Raw genomic sequence first — 17,475 nt, 5'->3', positions numbered from 1 at the left:
ACGAGAGAGGCACCATGACCACGCTGTACCGAGGCGCCCAGCTGCTTGGCGTCGACCCCGTCGACGTCCTCGTCAGCGGGACGACGATCACCGAGGTCGCGCCGGCCGGCACGATCGGCGTCGAGAGCGTGGAGAGCGTGATCGATGTCGAGGGACTCGTCCTGCTCCCCGGGCTCGTCGACCTCCACACCCACCTGCGCGAGCCGGGCTTCGAGTCGAGCGAGACCGTCCTGACCGGCACACGCGCAGCGGCCTTCGGCGGCTACACGACGGTGTTCGCAATGGCGAACACCTCACCGGTGCAGGACACCGCCGGCGTCGTCGAGGCGGTAGCGGCGCTCGGCCGATCCGCCGGCTACGCCGACGTGCGACCGATCGGCGCCGTCACGGTCGGGCTCGGGGGAGAGCAGCTCTCGGAGATCGGGGCGATGGCTCAGTCGAACGCCGAGGTCCGGGTGTTCTCGGATGACGGCAAGTGCGTCTTCGACCCCCTGATCATGCGCCGCGCACTCGAATACGTGAAGGCCTTCGGCGGCGTCGTCGCACAGCACGCGCAGGACCCGCGCCTCACGGCCGGCGCGCAGATGAACGAGGGCGCCCTCTCCGCAGAGCTCGGTCTCGGCGGGTGGCCCGCCGTCGCCGAATCGTCGATCATCGCGCGCGACGCGCTCCTCGCCGACCACGTCGGGTCGCGCCTCCACGTCTGCCACGTCTCGACCAGGGAGGGCGTCGACGTCGTCCGCTGGGCCAAGTCGCGAGGCATCGACATCACTGCGGAGGTCACGCCTCACCACCTCCTGCTGACCGAGGAGCTCGTCCGCGGCTACGACGCGAGGTTCAAGGTCAACCCGCCGCTGCGCACCCAGGATGACGTGATCGCCGTGCGCGAGGCGCTCGCCGACGGCACGATCGACATCGTCGCAACCGACCACGCACCGCACCCGGTTGACGCCAAGGAGACCGAGTGGGATCAGGCTGCGATGGGCATGGTGGGCCTCGAGTCAGCCCTGCGCGTCGTGCAGCACACCATGGTCGACACCGGCGCGCTCACGTGGGCGGACGTCGCCCGGATCATGTCGGAGACCCCAGCCCGAATCGGCGGCGATGCCATCTCAGGCCGCCCCGTCGCGGCCGGCGAGCTCGCCAACCTCGTCTTCTACGACCCCGCTCCCACCGCCGACTTCACGACGGACTCGCTCGGCGGGAAGAGCATCAACTCGCCCTTCCTCGGCATGCCGCTGCCCGGCCGGGTCGTGCACACGGTCTACCGGGGCACACGCACCTTGGACGATGGCGCGCTGCTGTCCGCCGAGGGTGCCGCTGACGCCGCCAAGGCCAGAGCGAAGGACCTCGCCTGATGGACGATCGCGTACTCCCAGCGACACTGACGATCGTCGCCTTCCTCATCATCGTCGTGCTCATGTGGCTCGGCTGGCGACGCCGCGTGCGAGGGCAGGCCGGAATCTCGTCGCCCCTCGAGGCGCCGCACTCGACCCAGCAGCCGCTCGGACACTGGCACGACGTCCACTACGTCTCGACAAGCCGCACTGGCGATGCGCTTGACCGGATCGTCGTGCCCCCGCTCGGCTTCCGAGGACGAGCGGAGGTCACCGTGCTCCGTGAGGGGCCAGTCGTCCGGATCGCCGGAGAACGCGCCTTCTTCATCCCAGCGGGAGACATCGAGGCGACGATCGACGGCACCGTGACGATCGACCGCGTGGTCGAGAACGGCGGCCTCACGATCATCCGCTGGCTCCTGCCCGCCGACGAGCACGCGAACCCGCGCGTGAGCGTCGAGACTTCACTCCGAGTTGTCGACGCCACTGCGCGCGAACAGCTCAAGACCGCGCTGCACTCGCTGCAGCTGACACCAGCCCCCACGACCGAGGAGTCCTCATGACGCCACCAATTCCCGCCGTGCTCGTTCTGGAGGACGGCACGCGATACGAGGGCGACGCCTACGGCGCCGTCGGCGAGAGGCTTGGCGAGGTCGTCTTCTCGACAGGCATGACCGGCTACCAGGAGACCCTGACCGACCCGAGCTACGCGGGCCAGATCGTCGTGCAGACGGCCCCGCACATCGGCAACACCGGCGTCAACGACGAAGACATGGAGTCGCGCCAGATCTGGGTCGACGGCTACGTCGTGCGCGACCCCTCCCGCGTCGTCTCCAACTGGCGCGCTGAGGACACCCTCGAGAACGCGCTGACGTCGACCAGCATCGTCGGCATCTCCGGTGTCGACACGCGGGCGCTCACGCGCCGCATCCGCAGCGAAGGCTCGATGCGGGGCGGCATCTTCTCGGGAGACGCGGCCGCGGCCGACGACGACACCCTGCTCGAGAAGGTACGCTCCCAGCCGACCATGGCGGGACGCAACCTCAGCGACCTCGTCTCCACGCCGGAGGCCGTCGTGCACCCCTCCACGGGAGCCGAGCGCATCGGATCCGTCGCGATCATCGACCTCGGCATCAAGACCGCGACGATCAAGGCGCTCGCCGAACGCGGCTTCGACGTGCACGTGCTCCCGCACGCCACGACGATCGAGCAGCTCCGCGAGCTCGCACCGACCGCCGTCTTCTACTCGAACGGACCGGGAGACCCTGCCTCGAGCGAGGCCCACGTCGAGCTGCTCCGCAACGTCCTCCGCGACGGGACGCCCTTCTTCGGCATCTGCTTCGGCAACCAGCTGCTCGGCCGCGCACTCGGGTTCGACACCTACAAGCTCCCCTTCGGGCACCGCGGCATCAACCAGCCCGTCGTCGACACGTTCTCGGGACGCATCGAGATCACCGCGCAGAACCACGGCTTCGCGGTCCAGGCGCCCCTCGACGGGCCCGTCGAGACGCCAGCAGGCTTCGGGCGCGCCCAGGTGAGCCACATCGGACTGAACGACCAGGTCGTCGAAGGCCTCCGCTGCCTCGACATCCCGGCGTTCAGCGTGCAGTTCCACCCAGAGGCGGCGGCGGGCCCCCATGACTCCGCGCCGCTCTTCGACCAGTTCAGGGAGATGGTGCTCGAGCACCTCGCCTCCCCATCCACCCACACCAACGGCCAGGAGAACGCGTAAGCATGCCAAAGCGCTCAGATATCTCAAGCGTCCTCGTCATCGGCTCCGGCCCCATCGTCATCGGCCAGGCTGCCGAGTTCGACTACTCGGGCACGCAGGCCTGCCGAGTGCTCCGCGAGGAGGGCGTCCGCGTCATCCTCGTGAACTCGAACCCCGCGACGATCATGACCGACCCGGACTTCGCAGACGCCACCTACGTCGAGCCGATCACCCCCGACATCATCGAGTCGATCATCATCAAGGAACGCCCCGACGCGATCCTCCCCACCCTCGGCGGACAGACGGCGCTCAACGCCGCCATCGCCCTCCACGAGCAGGGCATCCTCGAGCGCCACGGCGTCGAGCTCATCGGCGCCAAGGTCGAGGCCATCCGCCGCGGCGAGGACCGCCAGATCTTCAAGGACCTCGTCATCGAGGCCGGCGCAGAGGTCGCGCGCTCGCACATCGCGACGAGCGTCGAGCAGGCCATCGGCTTCGCCGAGGACCTCGGCTACCCGCTCGTCGTGCGGCCGTCCTTCACGATGGGCGGCCTCGGTTCGGGCTTCGCCTACAACGAAGAGGACCTGATCCGCTTCGTCGCCGACGGAGTCCAGTCGAGCCCGACCGGCGAGGTGCTCCTCGAGGAGTCGATCCTCGGCTGGAAGGAATACGAGCTCGAGCTCATGCGAGACACTGCCGACAACACGGTCGTCGTCTGCTCCATCGAGAACGTCGACCCCGTGGGCGTTCACACGGGCGACTCCATCACGGTCGCCCCGGCCCTCACGCTCACCGACCGCGAGTACCAGCGCCTTCGCGACATCGGTATCGCGATCATCCGCCTCGTCGGCGTCGACACGGGCGGATGCAACATCCAGTTCGCCATCGACCCCTCCAACGGCCGCATCATCGTCATCGAGATGAACCCGCGCGTCTCCCGCTCGTCGGCGCTCGCCTCGAAGGCCACGGGCTTCCCGATCGCGAAGATCGCCGCCAAGCTGGCGATCGGCTACCGCCTCGACGAGATCCCGAACGACATCACGAAGGTGACGCCCGCCAGCTTCGAGCCGACGCTCGACTACGTGGTCGTCAAGGTGCCGCGCTTCAACTTCGAGAAGTTCCCCGCCGCCGACACGACGCTGACGACGACCATGAAGTCGGTCGGCGAGGCCATGGCCATCGGCCGCAACTTCTCGACGGCGCTGCAGAAGGCGCTGCGGTCGCTGGAGAAGCGAGGGTCCTCCTTCACCTGGGCTGCCGACGAGGCTTCGGTCGAGGAACTGCTCGAGATCATCAAGGTCCCGACCGACGGCCGAATCGTCAACGTCCAGCGCGCGCTCTGGAAGGGTGCGACGCCGGAGCAGGTCTTCGAGTCCACGGCGATCGACCCCTGGTTCATCGACCAGATCGTGCTCATCAACGAGGTGGCCGATCAGATCGCCTCCGCCGACGTCGTCGACGCGCGGCTCCTCCGCAACGCCAAGCGACACGGGTTCTCGGACGCGCAGATCGCCGAGCTTCGCGGGCTCAGCGAGGACGAGGTCCGCGCCATCCGCCACAACTTCGGCGTGCGCCCGGTCTTCAAGACGGTCGACACGTGCGCCGGCGAGTTCCCCGCGTTCACGCCGTACCACTACTCCAGCTACGACCAGGAGTCGGAGGTCACCCCGAGCGACCGTCGGAAGGTCATCATCCTCGGCTCCGGCCCGAACCGGATCGGCCAGGGCATCGAGTTCGACTACTCGTGTGTGCACGCGTCGTTTGCACTCTCGGACGCCGGCTTCGAGACCATCATGATCAACTGCAACCCGGAGACGGTCTCGACCGACTACGACACGAGCGACCGGCTGTACTTCGAGCCGCTCACGCTCGAGGACGTGCTGGAGATCGTCGAGGTCGAGCGCGGAGCAGGCGAGCTGCTCGGCGTCGTCGTGCAGCTCGGCGGTCAGACGGCACTCGGCCTCGCGAAGGGCCTCGAGGCCGCTGGCGTGCCGATCCTCGGCACCAGCCCCGCCGCCATCGACCTCGCGGAGGAACGCGGCCTGTTCTCGGGTGTCCTCGACCGCGCTGGCCTGATCTCCCCGGAGAACGGCACAGCGACCGACCTCGACGGCGCGCTCGAAGTGGCCACCGGCATCGGCTACCCGGTCCTCGTCCGCCCGAGCTTCGTCCTGGGTGGCCGAGGCATGGAGATCGTCTACGACGCCGAGCAGATGCGTGACTACTTCTCCCGCATCGAGGGCCAGGCGATCGTCGGCCCCGCCCACCCGCTGCTCGTCGACCGCTTCCTCGACGAGGCGACCGAGATCGACGTCGACGCGCTGTTCGACGGCGACGAGCTGTACATCGGCGGCATCATGGAGCACATCGAGGAGGCGGGCATCCACTCGGGCGACTCGGCCTGCACGCTGCCTCCCGTCACGCTCTCGAGCGCCGTCCTCAACAACGTCCGCGACGCGACACTGGCCATCGCGGAGGGCGTCGGGGTGCGCGGCCTGCTCAACGTCCAGTTCGCCCTCTCCGGAGGAAAGCTCTACGTGCTCGAGGCCAACCCGCGTGCCTCCCGGACCGTGCCCTTCGTCTCCAAGGCGCTTGGAACCCAGCTCGCCAAGGCCGCCGCACGCGTCATGACCGGCGTGAGCATCGCGGAGCTCAAGGCGGAAGGCCTCCTGCGCGAGCAGGACGGCACGCACCAGCCTGCGTCGAGTCCCGTCGCGGTGAAGGAAGCAGTGCTCCCGTTCAAGCGCTTCCGTACGAAGGACGGCCGCATCGTCGACTCGCTGCTCTCCCCGGAGATGCGCTCGACCGGCGAGGTCATGGGCATCGACACGGACTTCCCGACCGCCTTCGCGAAGAGCCAGCTCGCCGCCTACGGTGGCCTCCCGAAGTCGGGCACGGTCTTCGTGTCCGTCTCCGACCGCGACAAGCGCGCCATCGTCCTGCCCGTCGCGAAGTTCGTGGAACTCGGGTTCTCGATCGCCGCCACCGAGGGCACCGCAGCGGTCCTCGCCCGCCACGGCATCTCGGCGAAGGTCGTCGGCAAGTTCACCCCGGACTCTCCGGATGGAACGACGCCGGGCCAGGACCGCAACATCGTGGACATGATCCACGGGGGAGAGGTCGACATGGTCATCAACACCCCATCCGGCCGGGCGTCTCGAGCCGATGGCTACGAGATCCGCATGGCTGCGGTTTCCGCCGACCTGCCGATCTTCACGACGATCTCGGAGCTCTCCGCCGCCGTCGGCTCCCTCTCTGCTCTCCGCAGCGGATTCACCGTCACGAGCCTGCAGGAGTACAACACCCAGAGGGGGGAAAGCTAGTTGACTGCAGCGATGGCGTCGCGTGCTGGAGTGGGCGGGTTCGGCCCGCGACTCCAGCACGCCGTGGAGGAGCGGGGCCGACTCTGCGTCGGCATCGATCCGCATGAGTTCCTGCTCGCCTCGTGGGGGCTGCCCGACACCGCGACCGGAGCCGAGGAGTTCGGCCTTCGCGTCGTCGAGGCCGCTGCCGGGCGCGTCGGCGTCGTCAAACCGCAAATCGCCTTCTTCGAGCGCTACGGCTCTGCGGGGTTCTCGGCGCTCGAGTCCGTCCTCGCGGCGGCTCGGGACGCGGGCCTGCTCGTGATCGCCGACGTCAAGCGCGGCGACGTCGGCACGACCCTCGAGGCCTACGCGAAGGCCTGGCTCGAAGCGGGGTCTCCGCTCGAGGCCGACGCGATGACGGTGAACCCCTACCAGGGCTTCGACTCGCTCGCCGCGGCGCTCGAGCTCGCCGAGCGGCTCGGCAAGGGGCTGTTCGTGCTCGCTGCGACGTCGAACCCAGAGTCGACCTCGATCCAGACGGCTCGCCGTGATCGTGGAACGCAGCGCGGTGAGACCGTCGCGGGAGGCATCGCAAGTCGTGCGGTCGCCTGGAACGCGCAGCACGCGAGCGGTGACCTCGGCTCGGTCGGGGTCGTCCTCGGCGGCACCGTCGACTTCGACACCCTCGGCGTCGACCTCCCCGCCCTCGGCGGCGCACCCCGTACCCCGATCCTCGCTCCGGGCTTCGGCCACCAGGGGGCCGAGTTCGCGCAGATCAGAAGTACGTTCGGTGCAGCCACCGAATCACTCATCGTGAACGTCTCCCGGAGCGTCCTGGCTGCAGGACCCGATGGCATCGCCGGCGCCATCGACCAGCAGACCGCAGAGCTGGAGAACGCCCTCTCATGACCCAGGTGCCACCCCCCGTCGACCGCGTCGCCGCTTCCAGGGCCGCGGTCCTCGCCCGCCAGGCCCGGGCCGAGGTCAAGCGAGCGCTCGCCACCGGAGCTCGCAGCCCCATCTCGGTGCTCGACGCGAGCCAGTCCCCGGAACACGCAGCCGAGCACTCGCTGCGCGTGACCCAGTTCCTGCTGAGCATCCCGCACATCGGAGCCACCAAGCAGGCCCGCATCCTCGAGGAGCTGGCCATCTCGCCGTCCAAGCGCCTCGGTGGGCTCGGCCGCAACCAGCGCATCCGCCTCCGCGCCTTCCTGGAGGAACGACTCGGTGCGCAGAGCACCGGGAATCGCCTCGTGGTCCTGGCTGGCCCCACGGCAGTCGGCAAGGGCACGGTCGCCAACTACATCCGCGAGCACTACCCAGAAGTGGAGCTCTCCGTCTCCGCCACGACCCGCTCGCCCCGGCCCGGCGAGGTCGACGGCGTCAACTACCACTTCACCGACGACGCCGGCTTCGACCGGCTCGTCGATCAGGAGCAGCTGCTCGAGTACGCGACCGTCCACAACGCCTTCAGGTACGGCACTCCGCGCGGCCCCATCGACGAAGCCATCTCCTCCGGCCGGTCCGTCCTCCTCGAAATCGACATTCAGGGCGCCAGACAGGTCAGATCGCGCATGCCTGAGGCTAGACTGGTATTTTTGTTGCCTCCGAGCTGGGACGAGCTCGTGCGGCGCCTCGTGGGGCGCGGCACGGAATCACCCGAAGAACAGGCTCGGCGCCTCGAAACCGCGAAGATCGAACTCGCCGCCCAGGACGAGTTCGATGCACTGGTCGTCAACGACTCCGTGCCTGAGGCTGCGGCACGCGTAGTCGAACATCTGGGACTGAACAAGGAGCACGCATGATTGAGAAGCCCAAGGGCATCATTGACCCGCCCATGGACGAGCTGCTGCAGCGCGTCGACAACAAGTACCAGCTGGTCATCTTCGCATCGCGTCGCGCGCGTCAGATCAACGACTACTACTCCGACCTGCACGACGGTGCGATCTACCAGAACGTCGGCCCGCTGATCGACTCCTCGATCGACGACAAGCCGCTCTCGATCGCGCTGCACGAGATCAACGAGCAGAAGATCGTCATGGTCGAGGCGCGTCCGCTCGAGACGCCGGACGACGTCATCGTCTTCGACGACGAGATCAACTTCGAAGACGACGCACCGCAGGCCTAGCACGACCGTGAGCGAGATCGCTGGCGCGCATCCGGCTGCCGCCCACCAGACCGATGCGTCTGACGGGCAGCCGATGCGCGTCGTCATCGGCGTGACGGGCGGCATCGCCGCCTACAAGGCGGTGCAGGTCATCCGCGATCTCGTTCTCCTCGGCCATCACGTCGACGTCGTGCCCACGGAGTCCGCGCTGCGGTTCGTGGGCCGTCCGACGTTCGAGGCCATCTCGCGCAATCCCGTTCGAACCGACGTCTTCGACGACGTCGCGGAGGTTCGGCACGTCGCGCTCGGCCAGCAGGCTGATGTCATCGCCGTCGTGCCGACGACCGCGAACTCCATGGCGAAGATCGCCGCCGGTCTCTCCGACGATCTGCTCGGCACGACGATCCTGGCGTCGACGGCCCCGCTCATCCTCGCGCCAGCCATGCACACGGAGATGTGGCTCAACCCGGCGACGCAGGCCAACGCGGCCCGTCTCGACGCACGTGGAGTGGTGCTCGTCGGTCCGGCCGACGGACAGCTGACCGGCAACGACTCCGGGCCAGGTCGCCTGGCGGAGCCCTCCGAGATCGTTGCGACGATCCTGAGCGCCGGACGCGGCGAACGTCGACGCCGCCGCGAGGCGGAACTGGTGAGCGACCTCCGCGGGAGGCGCGTCCTCATCACTGCAGGAGGCACCCGCGAGCCGCTCGACCCCGTGCGGTTCATCGGCAACCGATCGAGCGGGAGGCAGGGCTTCGCTCTCGCTGAGCGTGCCCTCGCGCGTGGCGCTGAGGTCACCCTCGTCGCCGCCAACGCGGAGGTCCGGCCACCCGACGGGGTCAAGCTCGTCACCGTCTCGAGCGCGCAGCAGCTGGCGCAGGCCTGCGCCGAGATCGCCCCACGTCACGATGTCGTCATCATGGCCGCGGCGGTCGCGGACTACCGGCCACTGACCGTCGCCGAGGGCAAGATCAAGAAGGAGCAGGCGGGCGAGGAGCTGACGCTCACCTTCACCCGCAATCCCGACATCCTGCAGGATCTGTCCGCGTCACGTGGTGCCGATCAGGTCATCATCGGCTTCGCGGCCGAGACCGAGACCGACGACGCTGCGCTCCTCGAGCTCGGTCGGGCCAAGATCGCGAGGAAGGGATGCGACTACCTCGTCGTCAACAGGGTCGGCTGGAGCCTCGGCTTCCAGTCGGACGACAACTCGGTCTTCATCCTCGCAGCGTCTGGCGACGTTGTCTCGCGTCACACTGGCGACAAGATGTCGGTGGCCGATGTCATCCTGGACCTGCTCGCCAACGTCTAGTCACGCCGGCGTCGCCAACCAGCAGCCGCAACACTCACCGCAAGGGGTTCTTCTTGTCTTCTCTTCGCCTGTTCACCTCTGAGTCGGTCACCGAGGGTCACCCCGACAAGATCTGCGACCAGATCTCCGACCGCATCCTCGACGACCTCCTGACCCAGGACCCGGCGTCCCGCGTCGCCGTCGAGACGCTCGTGACGACGGGCCAGGTGCACGTCGCCGGTGAGGTCACGACCAAGGCGTACTCCGACATCGCCGGCATCGTCCGACGCACCATCAGCGAGATCGGCTACACGTCGAGCGACGTCGGCTTCGACGGCTCCTCGTGCGGCGTCTCGATCTCGGTCGGAGAGCAGTCTCCCGAGATCGGCGAGGGCGTGACGACCTCGTTGGAGCACCGCTCCGAGAGCTCGGAAGACGCGATCGCCAAGCAGGGCGCGGGAGACCAGGGCATCATGTTCGGCTACGCGACCCGAGAGACCGAAGCCCTCATGCCGTTGCCGATCCACCTCGCGCACCAGCTCGCGCAGCAGCTCGCGGCCGTCCGGAAGTCCGGCGAGGTCGCCTACCTGCGCCCAGACGGCAAGACGCAGGTCACCGTCGGCTACGAGGGGAGCGTGCCCCGCTCCATCGAGACCGTCGTGGTCTCCACGCAGCACGACCCTGGTCTCGAGCAGGCGCAGATCCGCGAAGACGTCATCAGGCACGTCGTCCGCCCGGTACTGGAGCGCAACGGCTTCGCTGACGCCGAGCCCACCTTCCTCGTCAACCCGTCAGGCAGCTTCATCGACGGAGGGCCCCGCGCCGACGCTGGCCTGACCGGACGCAAGATCATCGTCGACACGTACGGCGGCATGGCGCGCCACGGTGGCGGCGCCTTCAGCGGCAAGGACCCCTCGAAGGTCGACCGCTCGGCCGCGTACGCCATGCGATGGGTGGCGAAGAACGCCGTCGCGGCTGGACTCGCCGATCGCCTCGAAGTGCAGATCGCGTACGCCATCGGCAAGGCTGAGCCGGTCGGCCTCTACGTCGAGAGCTTCGGCACCGGCACGGTGGCGGACGCCACGATCATCGAGGCGATCCTCTCGACGTTCGATCTCCGCCCAGGTGCGCTCGTCGAGGACCTCGACCTGCGTCGCCCGATCTACGCCCAGACCTCCGCCTACGGCCACTTCGGTCGCGAGCTGCCCGACTTCACGTGGGAGCGCACCGACCGGGCCGAGGAGCTCCGCCGAGCCGCTGGTCTCTGATCGCAGAGCCAGCTGTGGACGACACCCTGCCGAGGGTCGCGCGCGTCGTCGTCGCCTCCCCGCTTCCGCAACTCGACCGGGAGCTCGAGTACGAGATCCCCGTCGAGCTGCGCGGGAGCATCGGCGTCGGAATGCGGGTTGCGGTTCCGCTTCGCACCTCGAACCGCCAGTTGCAGGGGTTCGTCGTGGCCGTCGAGCGAGTCGCCGAGTACACGGGCAAGCTCGCGCCGATCATCGAGCTCGTCTCGACTGCCAGGGTACTCACGCCCGAGATCGCCGGCCTCGCCCGGGCCGTCGCCGACCGGCAGGCCGGATGCGCGGCGGACGTGCTGCGCCTCGCCATCCCGGCGAGGTCCGTGCGCGTCGAGCAGCGGTGGCTGGAGGCACGCGCCCAGGCAGCTCCAGCGACGGCCGGAGCTCTTGGCGGCGAGGACGCGCCGTCGAGCGATGCCGACGAGACCGCGTCCACAGCGGACGAGGTCCGCGATGCCCCGGAGGCGACGCTCGTTCCCATGTACGGGGCAGAGGCAGCCGAACTGCTCGGACGGGGTCCGGCGGCGAGGTTCGCGGTCGACGCCCCGGTCGGCGTCGACGGGGGAGTTCCCCGCTCGCTCCTCGCCCTCGCAGCGATCTCAGCGGTTCGCGTCGCCGCCGGGCAGTCCGTCATCCTGGCGGTCCCCGACTACCGCGACGTCGAGCTGGCCCTCCGCGCGCTCGGCAGGTTCCTCGATGCCGGGCGGGTCCGCCGACTCGACACCCGCGCCAAGCCCGCTGACCGCTACGCGGCGTTCCTCGCCTGCCTCGACGAGACACCGGGTGTCGTCGTCGGCACGAGGAGCGTCATCTACGCTCCAGCCTCGAACCTCGGGGCCGTACTCGTCTGGGACGACGGCGACGAGAGCTTCACCGAGCAGCTCGCGCCATACGCCAGCACCCGCGATGTCGCCCTGCTCCGCGCTGAGCGCGAGTCGCTCACGCTCATCTTCGCGGCGCACACCCCGAGCCTGGAGGTCGCCCGCCTCGTGGGCATGCGGTGGCTCACTCCGGTGCCGCTCGCGCGACCGGAGGCTCCCAAGGTCATCTCGGGCAGCCAGGCTCTCGCCGAGGAGACGCCGGCGGCGCACGCGCGCATCCCAGCGCTCGCCTGGCAGGAGGCGAGGCGCGCGCTCGAGCACGGGCCGGTGCTGCTCCAGGTCGTGCGTGCCGGCTACATCCCGAGCCTCAGCTGCGCCAGGTGTCGCACACCAGCTCGCTGCACGGTCTGCGGCGGAGCCCTCGAGTACTCGCGTCCGGGAGCGCCCCCTTCCTGCAGGGTGTGCGACGCCCTCCACCCCGAGTGGCAGTGCCCCGAGTGCGGCGACCGGCGCCTCCGGAACACGTCACTCGGCGCGGAGCGAACCGCAGAGGAGCTCGGACGCGCCTTCCCCGGCACTCGTGTCGTCGTGGCCGATGGAGCCTCAGAGACCGTGACGATCGACGACCGCCCCTGTCTCGTCGTGGCAACGCGCGGCGCCGAGCCGGTTCCGAGCTCCGGCTACGCCGGCATCGTCCTGCTCGACACGGAGCGCTCGCTCGCTCAGGAGCGCCTCGACGCTGGCGTCGACGCGCTCCGCGGATGGTCGAACGCCGCGGCGCTGGCGTCGGGCGGCGCCAAGGTCGTCATCGTCGGAGCCGACAATCCGGCAGCGCACGCGCTCCGCACCTGGCAGCAGCCAGCCTTCTCGACGCGCGAGCTCGAGGAGCGGCGCGATCTCCACTTCCCACCGGCGATTCGCGTCGCCGCCATCTCCGGGAGCGACGAGGAAGTCCGCCACGCCATCGCGACCGTCGAGGCCTCCGCCGAGCTCAAGCAGGCTGGGGCCATGCAGATCCTCGGACCGACGCCCCAGGAGGTCGGAAGCCGAGCAGTTCTCAAGTTCAGCTACTCGCTCGGCGCCCCGCTGGCGAAGCTGCTGAAGAGCGAGCTCGTCCGAGCAGCAACAAGCCGGCGCCCGCGCGTCGCGGGTCGCGGCGGCGGGCACGCCTCGACCCTGCGCGTACGATTTGACCCGCCGGGCATCTTCTGACCCGCGCTCCAGCACCACACTCGCACCAACCTCGAGAGGCACCAGCTATGCGGCTCGTCTTCGCCGGCACCCCATCCACCGCCGTCCCCAGCCTTGAGGCGCTCGTGGACGACGGTCACGAGATCGCGGCGGTCCTCACGCGCGACGATGCCAAGGTGGGTCGTGCGAGGGCGCTCACGCCATCCCCCGTGGCGGCCCGCGCGGCGGAGCTCGGCCTTCGGGTGATCAAGAGCAACCGCATGTCCCCGGACGTGACCGCTGAGCTCGCGAGCCTCGATGCCGAGCTCGGCGTCATCGTCGCCTACGGGGCGCTCATCGACGCCGCGACGCTCGATGTGCCCGGGCGCGGCTGGATCAACCTGCACTTCTCGCTGCTCCCCGACCTGCGCGGCGCCGCCCCGGCCCAGCGTGCCGTCATGCGTGGCGACTCGTCGACGGGTATGACCATCTTCCAGCTGACGGTCGGCCTCGACGAGGGGCCGGTCTTCGCGACCCAAGCTTCGCCGATCGGCGAGACCGAGACCTCGGGGGAGCTCCTCGAGCGCCTCGCGGGGGAGGGAGCGGCCTTCCTCGCGGAGACGGTGCAGGGGATCAGCGAAGACGCGCTGATCGCCAAACCGCAGGTCGGCGAACCCACCACCGCGGCGAAGCTGCGGAAACAGGATTCCGCGGTCGACTGGGCGGCTCCGCTCGTGAGCGTGGACGCGCACATCCGCGGCGTGACTCCAGAGCCGGGCGCGGTGGCGCACGTCGACGGACAGCCGTTGCGCATCCTGCGCATCGCACGCCCGAGCGAGGCCATCGACGTGCCGCCGCTTGCACCGGGGCAGCTCGCCGTCGTCGGCCAGGACGTCTTCGTCGGCACGGGCACGCAGCCCCTCCAGCTCGTCACGGTCCAGCCCGCCGGGAAGAAGCCGATGCCAGCGCGAGACTGGCTCCGCGGCAGGCGCGATGCCGAGACGCTGGTGCTCGCATGAGCCCGGCCGATGCAGGGGGACGCCGCGGGAACCGCCCCTCGGAGGGCAGGCGGCGCCCTGATCAGCCGACCGCCGGTCGCTCGGTCACTCGCTCACGCCAGGTGGCGTTCGAGGTTCTCAGAGCTGTCGACGAGGACGACGCCTACGCCAACCTCCTGCTTCCGCACCGGATCTCGGCGGCACGGCTCTCCCCGTCGGATGCGGGCCTTGCGACCGAGCTGACCTACGGCACGCTGCGTCGTCGAGGCACGTACGACGCGATCATCGCCGAGGCCTCCGGACGCGACGTCCGCGATATCGACCCGCCGATCCTCGATGTCCTCCGGCTGGGCGCGCACCAGCTGCTCAGTATGCGCACGCCGAGTCACGCTGCGGTCAACGAGTCGGTCGAGCAGGCCGCCCGCATCGCGTCCCGAGGCGCCTCCGGGTTCGTCAACGCCATCCTTCGGAAGATCTCGCGCACCGGACTCGACGAGTGGCTCGACGAGATCGCGACGGGGCAGAGCGAGGAGCAGGCTCTCGCGGTGCGCCACTCGCATCCGGACTGGATCGTGCGCGCACTGCGCGACTCGCTCGCGGCGGAAGAGCGCGGCGACGAGCTCGCCGCGACACTCGCCGCCGACAATGTGTCGCCAGCCGTCAGCATCGTGTCCCTCCCCGGCTTCGACACGCCCGGCGAGCTCATCGAGACGAACCCCGATCTCCTCGGGCCAGGCCGAGTCTCGCCTCGCGGGCTGACGCTCGCCTCTGGCGACCCGTCCTGGGTCCCTCAGGTCAAGGCGGGCAGGGCACGCGTCCAGGACGAGGGCTCGCAGCTGGTCACGCTCGCGCTGCTCGAGGCGGCGCCGGTCCTCGCCGGCGAGCGCTGGCTCGACATGTGCGCCGGCCCCGGGGGCAAGGCTGCGCTGCTCGCTGCCAGCGCTACCGAGCTCGGCGCCAAGCTCACCGCCAACGAGCTCGTGCCGGCTCGCGCCGGGCTCGTCCGCACGGCGCTCGCCCCGCTCGCGGCTCCCGTCTCCGTCACCAACGAGGACGGACGCTCATTCGCCGAGAGCCACCCTGGGGAGTTCGATCGAGTCCTCCTCGACGCCCCCTGCACGGGCCTCGGCGCGCTGCGGCGCAGGCCGGAGGCTCGCTGGCGGAAACAGAGCAGCGACGTGAGCGAGCTCGTCCAGCTGCAGGAGCAGCTGCTCGAGGCGGCGCTCGCCACCGTGAAGCCAGGCGGCATCGTGGCCTACGTCACCTGCTCGCCCCACCAGGCCGAGACGACCGGTGTCGTGCGCCGCGCGGTTCGGCTGTCTGGCGCTGAGGTGCTGGACGCGGCCGCGATCGTGAGCCGCGCCTCGACGACCGGTGAACTGGACCTCGGCGAACGCCCCCTCGGCGACGGCACGCTCGTGCAGCTCTGGCCCCACCGCCACGGCACCGACGCCATGTTCCTCGCTCTCCTGCGCCGAGCACCCGCTCAGCAGGAGACCCCGACCCCGTAGGATCGCCCCGTGAACGCGCGCATCAACCCCAGCATCCTGGCCGCCGACTTCGCCAACTTCGAGCGAGATCTCGGACGCATCGCCTCAGCCGATGCGGCCCACGTCGACGTCATGGACAACCACTTCGTGCCGAACCTCACGTTCGGGCAGCCGATGGTGGAGCGTCTGCAGGAGATCAGCCCCGTGCCGCTCGACCTGCACCTCATGATCGAGGACCCGGACCGCTGGGCTCCCCAGTTCGCGGAGATGGGCGTGTTCTCGGTGACCTTCCATGCGGAGGCCGCGACGAGTCCCGTGACCCTCGCCAAGCGGTTGAAGGAGCGAGGCGCGCGCGCTGGCATCGCCATCAACCCGGCGACGCCCCTCAGCGCCGTCGAGGAGATCCTGCCCCACTTCGACCAGCTGCTCATCATGACCGTGGAGCCCGGCTTCGGCGGTCAGTCCTTCATGGCGGACATGATGCCGAAGCTGGCGAGGGCCGACAGGCTCAGGAAGTCGCACGGCCTCGAGACCTGGCTCCAGGTCGACGGCGGGATCTCGCTCGACACGATCGAGCTCGCGGCAGCGAACGGCGCCGATACCTTCGTCGCCGGATCGGCCGTGTTCCGCGGTGATCCCGGTGAGCAGATCGCGGCGCTGCGCGCCGCTGCAGCGGATGCCCGGCACGCGCACTAGGCGCCAAGCGACTACGCTGTGCCTGTGAAATCCTTCGACACGCTGTTCGCAGAGCTCTCCGAGAAGATCGCCTCCCGACCAGAGGGTTCAGGCACGGTCCGAGAGTTCGACGCGGGCGTGCATACGATCGGGAAGAAGATCGTCGAGGAGGCCGCTGAGGTCTGGATGGCCGCCGAATACGAGAGCGACGAGGAGACGGCTGAGGAGATCTCGCAGCTGCTCTACCATCTGCAGGTCCTCATGCTCGCCAAGGGCCTCACGCTCGACGACGTCTACCGCAACCTCTAGCAGGCACGAGCTCTCCGCTCTCGACCGGCCCGCGCGAGACGTGCGCAGACGCCGGTGACGTCACCGGGCAGCGCGCACCCACCCCGATTCATGACTCCCAGAACCAAGGACGTTCCAACAATGCTTCGCATCGCCGTGCCAAACAAGGGCATGCTCGCCGAGACGGCCAACGAAATGCTGCAGGAGGCCGGCTACCGCGGCCGCGGCGACAGCCGTGAGCTCGTCGCCATCGACCCGATCAACGATGTCGAGTTCTTCTACCTTCGGCCTCGTGACATCGCGACCTACGTGGGCTCGGGTGTCCTCGACGCTGGCATCACGGGCCGCGACTTTCTCTTGAACACCGAGTCGGCCGCCAAGGAGGTCCGTGCGCTGGACTTCGGCGACTCGACCTTCCGATTCGCGGGCCCCGCCGGCGAGTTCACCGATGTCAGCCAGTTGCAGGGCAAGCGCGTGGCGACGAGCTACACGGGCCTGCTCGGCTCCTGGTTCGCCCGGGCGGGCATCGAAGCTGAGCTGGTACCCCTGGAGGGAGCGGTCGAGTCGGCCATCAGGCTCGGCGTCGCGGATGCCGTGGCCGACGTCGTCTCCACGGGTGGCACGCTGCGCAAGGCCGGCCTCGAGGTCTTCGGTCCGGTCATCCTCGAATCCACGGCGGTCCTCATCTCGACGCCGGAGAAGGAGCACGCTGCGCGTCGCCTCCTCGGCCGCCTCGACGGTGTGCTCGTCGCGCGACGCTACGCGATCATGGACTACGACATCGAGTCGTCGAAGCTCGACGCGGCTCTGGCGATCACACCCGGCTTCCAGTCGCCGACGATCTCCCCGTTGCGCGACTCGGACTGGGTCGCGGTGCGCTCCATGGTGCCGCAGAACGAGCTCAACCAGGTCATGGACCAGCTCCAGGATGCTGGGGCCAAGGCCATCATCGTGACGGCGCTGCAAGCCGTCCGGGTGTGA

At 69.3% G+C, this 17,475-nt stretch carries 15 protein-coding genes; all 15 read left to right on the top strand.

The genetic code is table 11. From position 1 onward, the window contains the following. The first annotated feature begins 14 nt into the window (after nt 1-14). The 15 genes from C5E06_RS09105 (at nt 15) to hisG (ending at nt 17,475) form a co-directional block, all read left to right on the top strand. Nucleotides 15-1,358, top strand: a complete 1,344-nt coding sequence (locus C5E06_RS09105) for a dihydroorotase (protein ID WP_104241271.1) — start codon at nt 15-17, stop codon at nt 1,356-1,358. Then, complete coding sequence (locus C5E06_RS09100) at nt 1,358-1,900, top strand: hypothetical protein (RefSeq protein ID WP_104241270.1); 543 nt, start codon at nt 1,358-1,360, stop codon at nt 1,898-1,900. The genes C5E06_RS09105 and C5E06_RS09100 overlap by 1 nt, the downstream gene beginning before the upstream one ends. Beyond that, the gene (carA, locus tag C5E06_RS09095) at nt 1,897-3,069 is read left to right on the top strand and encodes a glutamine-hydrolyzing carbamoyl-phosphate synthase small subunit (protein ID WP_104306641.1); all 1,173 of its coding nucleotides are present in this window, start codon (nt 1,897-1,899) and stop codon (nt 3,067-3,069) included. Before C5E06_RS09100 ends, carA begins: the two co-directional genes overlap by 4 nt. Before the next feature lie 2 nt (nt 3,070-3,071). Next, nucleotides 3,072-6,371 carry a carbamoyl-phosphate synthase large subunit gene (gene carB, locus C5E06_RS09090; protein ID WP_104306640.1) on the top strand — a complete coding sequence of 1,100 codons (3,300 nt, stop codon included), beginning with the start codon at nt 3,072-3,074 and terminating at the stop codon, nt 6,369-6,371. A gap of 12 nt (nt 6,372-6,383) precedes the next feature. Further along, nucleotides 6,384-7,262: an orotidine-5'-phosphate decarboxylase gene (gene pyrF / locus C5E06_RS09085; protein WP_104307265.1), complete on the top strand. Its 879-nt coding sequence runs from the start codon at nt 6,384-6,386 to the stop codon at nt 7,260-7,262. Further along, nucleotides 7,259-8,158, top strand: a complete 900-nt coding sequence (gene gmk / locus C5E06_RS09080; protein ID WP_104298784.1) for a guanylate kinase — start codon at nt 7,259-7,261, stop codon at nt 8,156-8,158. The genes pyrF and gmk overlap by 4 nt, the downstream gene beginning before the upstream one ends. Continuing rightward, nucleotides 8,155-8,481, top strand: a complete 327-nt coding sequence (rpoZ, locus tag C5E06_RS09075) for a DNA-directed RNA polymerase subunit omega (protein WP_068484449.1) — start codon at nt 8,155-8,157, stop codon at nt 8,479-8,481. The genes gmk and rpoZ overlap by 4 nt, the downstream gene beginning before the upstream one ends. A 73-nt stretch (nt 8,482-8,554) precedes the next feature. Beyond that, nucleotides 8,555-9,772 (top strand): bifunctional phosphopantothenoylcysteine decarboxylase/phosphopantothenate--cysteine ligase CoaBC, encoded by a 1,218-nt coding sequence (gene coaBC / locus C5E06_RS09070; RefSeq protein WP_104242053.1) that lies wholly within the window; start codon nt 8,555-8,557, stop codon nt 9,770-9,772. A 53-nt stretch (nt 9,773-9,825) separates the two neighbouring features. Continuing rightward, on the top strand, nt 9,826-11,019 hold the full coding sequence (gene metK, locus C5E06_RS09065; RefSeq protein ID WP_104241265.1) for a methionine adenosyltransferase: 1,194 nt from the start codon (nt 9,826-9,828) through the stop codon (nt 11,017-11,019). 14 nt (nt 11,020-11,033) lie between these two features. Beyond that, nucleotides 11,034-13,085, top strand: a complete 2,052-nt coding sequence (locus C5E06_RS09060) for a hypothetical protein (RefSeq protein ID WP_104306639.1) — start codon at nt 11,034-11,036, stop codon at nt 13,083-13,085. Nucleotides 13,086-13,132: 47 nt separating this feature from the next. Continuing rightward, a complete protein-coding gene (locus C5E06_RS09055; RefSeq protein WP_104306638.1) occupies nt 13,133-14,062 on the top strand; it encodes a methionyl-tRNA formyltransferase in 930 nt (309 codons plus the stop codon). Further along, nucleotides 14,059-15,552 carry an RsmB/NOP family class I SAM-dependent RNA methyltransferase gene (locus C5E06_RS09050; protein WP_104306637.1) on the top strand — a complete coding sequence of 498 codons (1,494 nt, stop codon included), beginning with the start codon at nt 14,059-14,061 and terminating at the stop codon, nt 15,550-15,552. The genes C5E06_RS09055 and C5E06_RS09050 overlap by 4 nt, the downstream gene beginning before the upstream one ends. Before the next feature lie 9 nt (nt 15,553-15,561). Then, nucleotides 15,562-16,227: a ribulose-phosphate 3-epimerase gene (rpe, locus tag C5E06_RS09045; RefSeq protein ID WP_104241261.1), complete on the top strand. Its 666-nt coding sequence runs from the start codon at nt 15,562-15,564 to the stop codon at nt 16,225-16,227. A gap of 24 nt (nt 16,228-16,251) precedes the next feature. Beyond that, a complete protein-coding gene (locus C5E06_RS09040) occupies nt 16,252-16,515 on the top strand; it encodes a phosphoribosyl-ATP diphosphatase (protein WP_104241260.1) in 264 nt (87 codons plus the stop codon). 120 nt (nt 16,516-16,635) lie between these two features. After that, the gene (hisG, locus tag C5E06_RS09035; protein WP_104306636.1) at nt 16,636-17,475 is read left to right on the top strand and encodes an ATP phosphoribosyltransferase; all 840 of its coding nucleotides are present in this window, start codon (nt 16,636-16,638) and stop codon (nt 17,473-17,475) included.

Origin of the sequence: Pseudoclavibacter sp. RFBI5, from assembly GCF_002931395.1 — a bacterium.
Lineage (GTDB): Bacteria > Actinomycetota > Actinomycetes > Actinomycetales > Microbacteriaceae > Pseudoclavibacter.
This window is presented reverse-complemented; position numbering and strand designations above follow the sequence as displayed.

What these genes read in the sequence shown, in the direction of transcription:
- carB (WP_104306640.1), top strand. Translation starts at nt 3,072, where the DNA reads ATGCCAAAGCGCTCAGATATCTCAAGCGTCCTCGTCATCGGCTCCGGC.
- C5E06_RS09055 (WP_104306638.1), top strand. Translation starts at nt 13,133, where the DNA reads ATGCGGCTCGTCTTCGCCGGCACCCCATCCACCGCCGTCCCCAGCCTT.
- coaBC (WP_104242053.1), top strand. Translation starts at nt 8,555, where the DNA reads ATGCGCGTCGTCATCGGCGTGACGGGCGGCATCGCCGCCTACAAGGCG.
- pyrF (WP_104307265.1), top strand. Translation starts at nt 6,384, where the DNA reads ATGGCGTCGCGTGCTGGAGTGGGCGGGTTCGGCCCGCGACTCCAGCAC.
- gmk (WP_104298784.1), top strand. Translation starts at nt 7,259, where the DNA reads ATGACCCAGGTGCCACCCCCCGTCGACCGCGTCGCCGCTTCCAGGGCC.
- C5E06_RS09105 (WP_104241271.1), top strand. Translation starts at nt 15, where the DNA reads ATGACCACGCTGTACCGAGGCGCCCAGCTGCTTGGCGTCGACCCCGTC.
- carA (WP_104306641.1), top strand. Translation starts at nt 1,897, where the DNA reads ATGACGCCACCAATTCCCGCCGTGCTCGTTCTGGAGGACGGCACGCGA.
- C5E06_RS09050 (WP_104306637.1), top strand. Translation starts at nt 14,059, where the DNA reads ATGAGCCCGGCCGATGCAGGGGGACGCCGCGGGAACCGCCCCTCGGAG.
- C5E06_RS09100 (WP_104241270.1), top strand. Translation starts at nt 1,358, where the DNA reads ATGGACGATCGCGTACTCCCAGCGACACTGACGATCGTCGCCTTCCTC.
- rpoZ (WP_068484449.1), top strand. Translation starts at nt 8,155, where the DNA reads ATGATTGAGAAGCCCAAGGGCATCATTGACCCGCCCATGGACGAGCTG.
- hisG (WP_104306636.1), top strand. Translation starts at nt 16,636, where the DNA reads ATGCTTCGCATCGCCGTGCCAAACAAGGGCATGCTCGCCGAGACGGCC.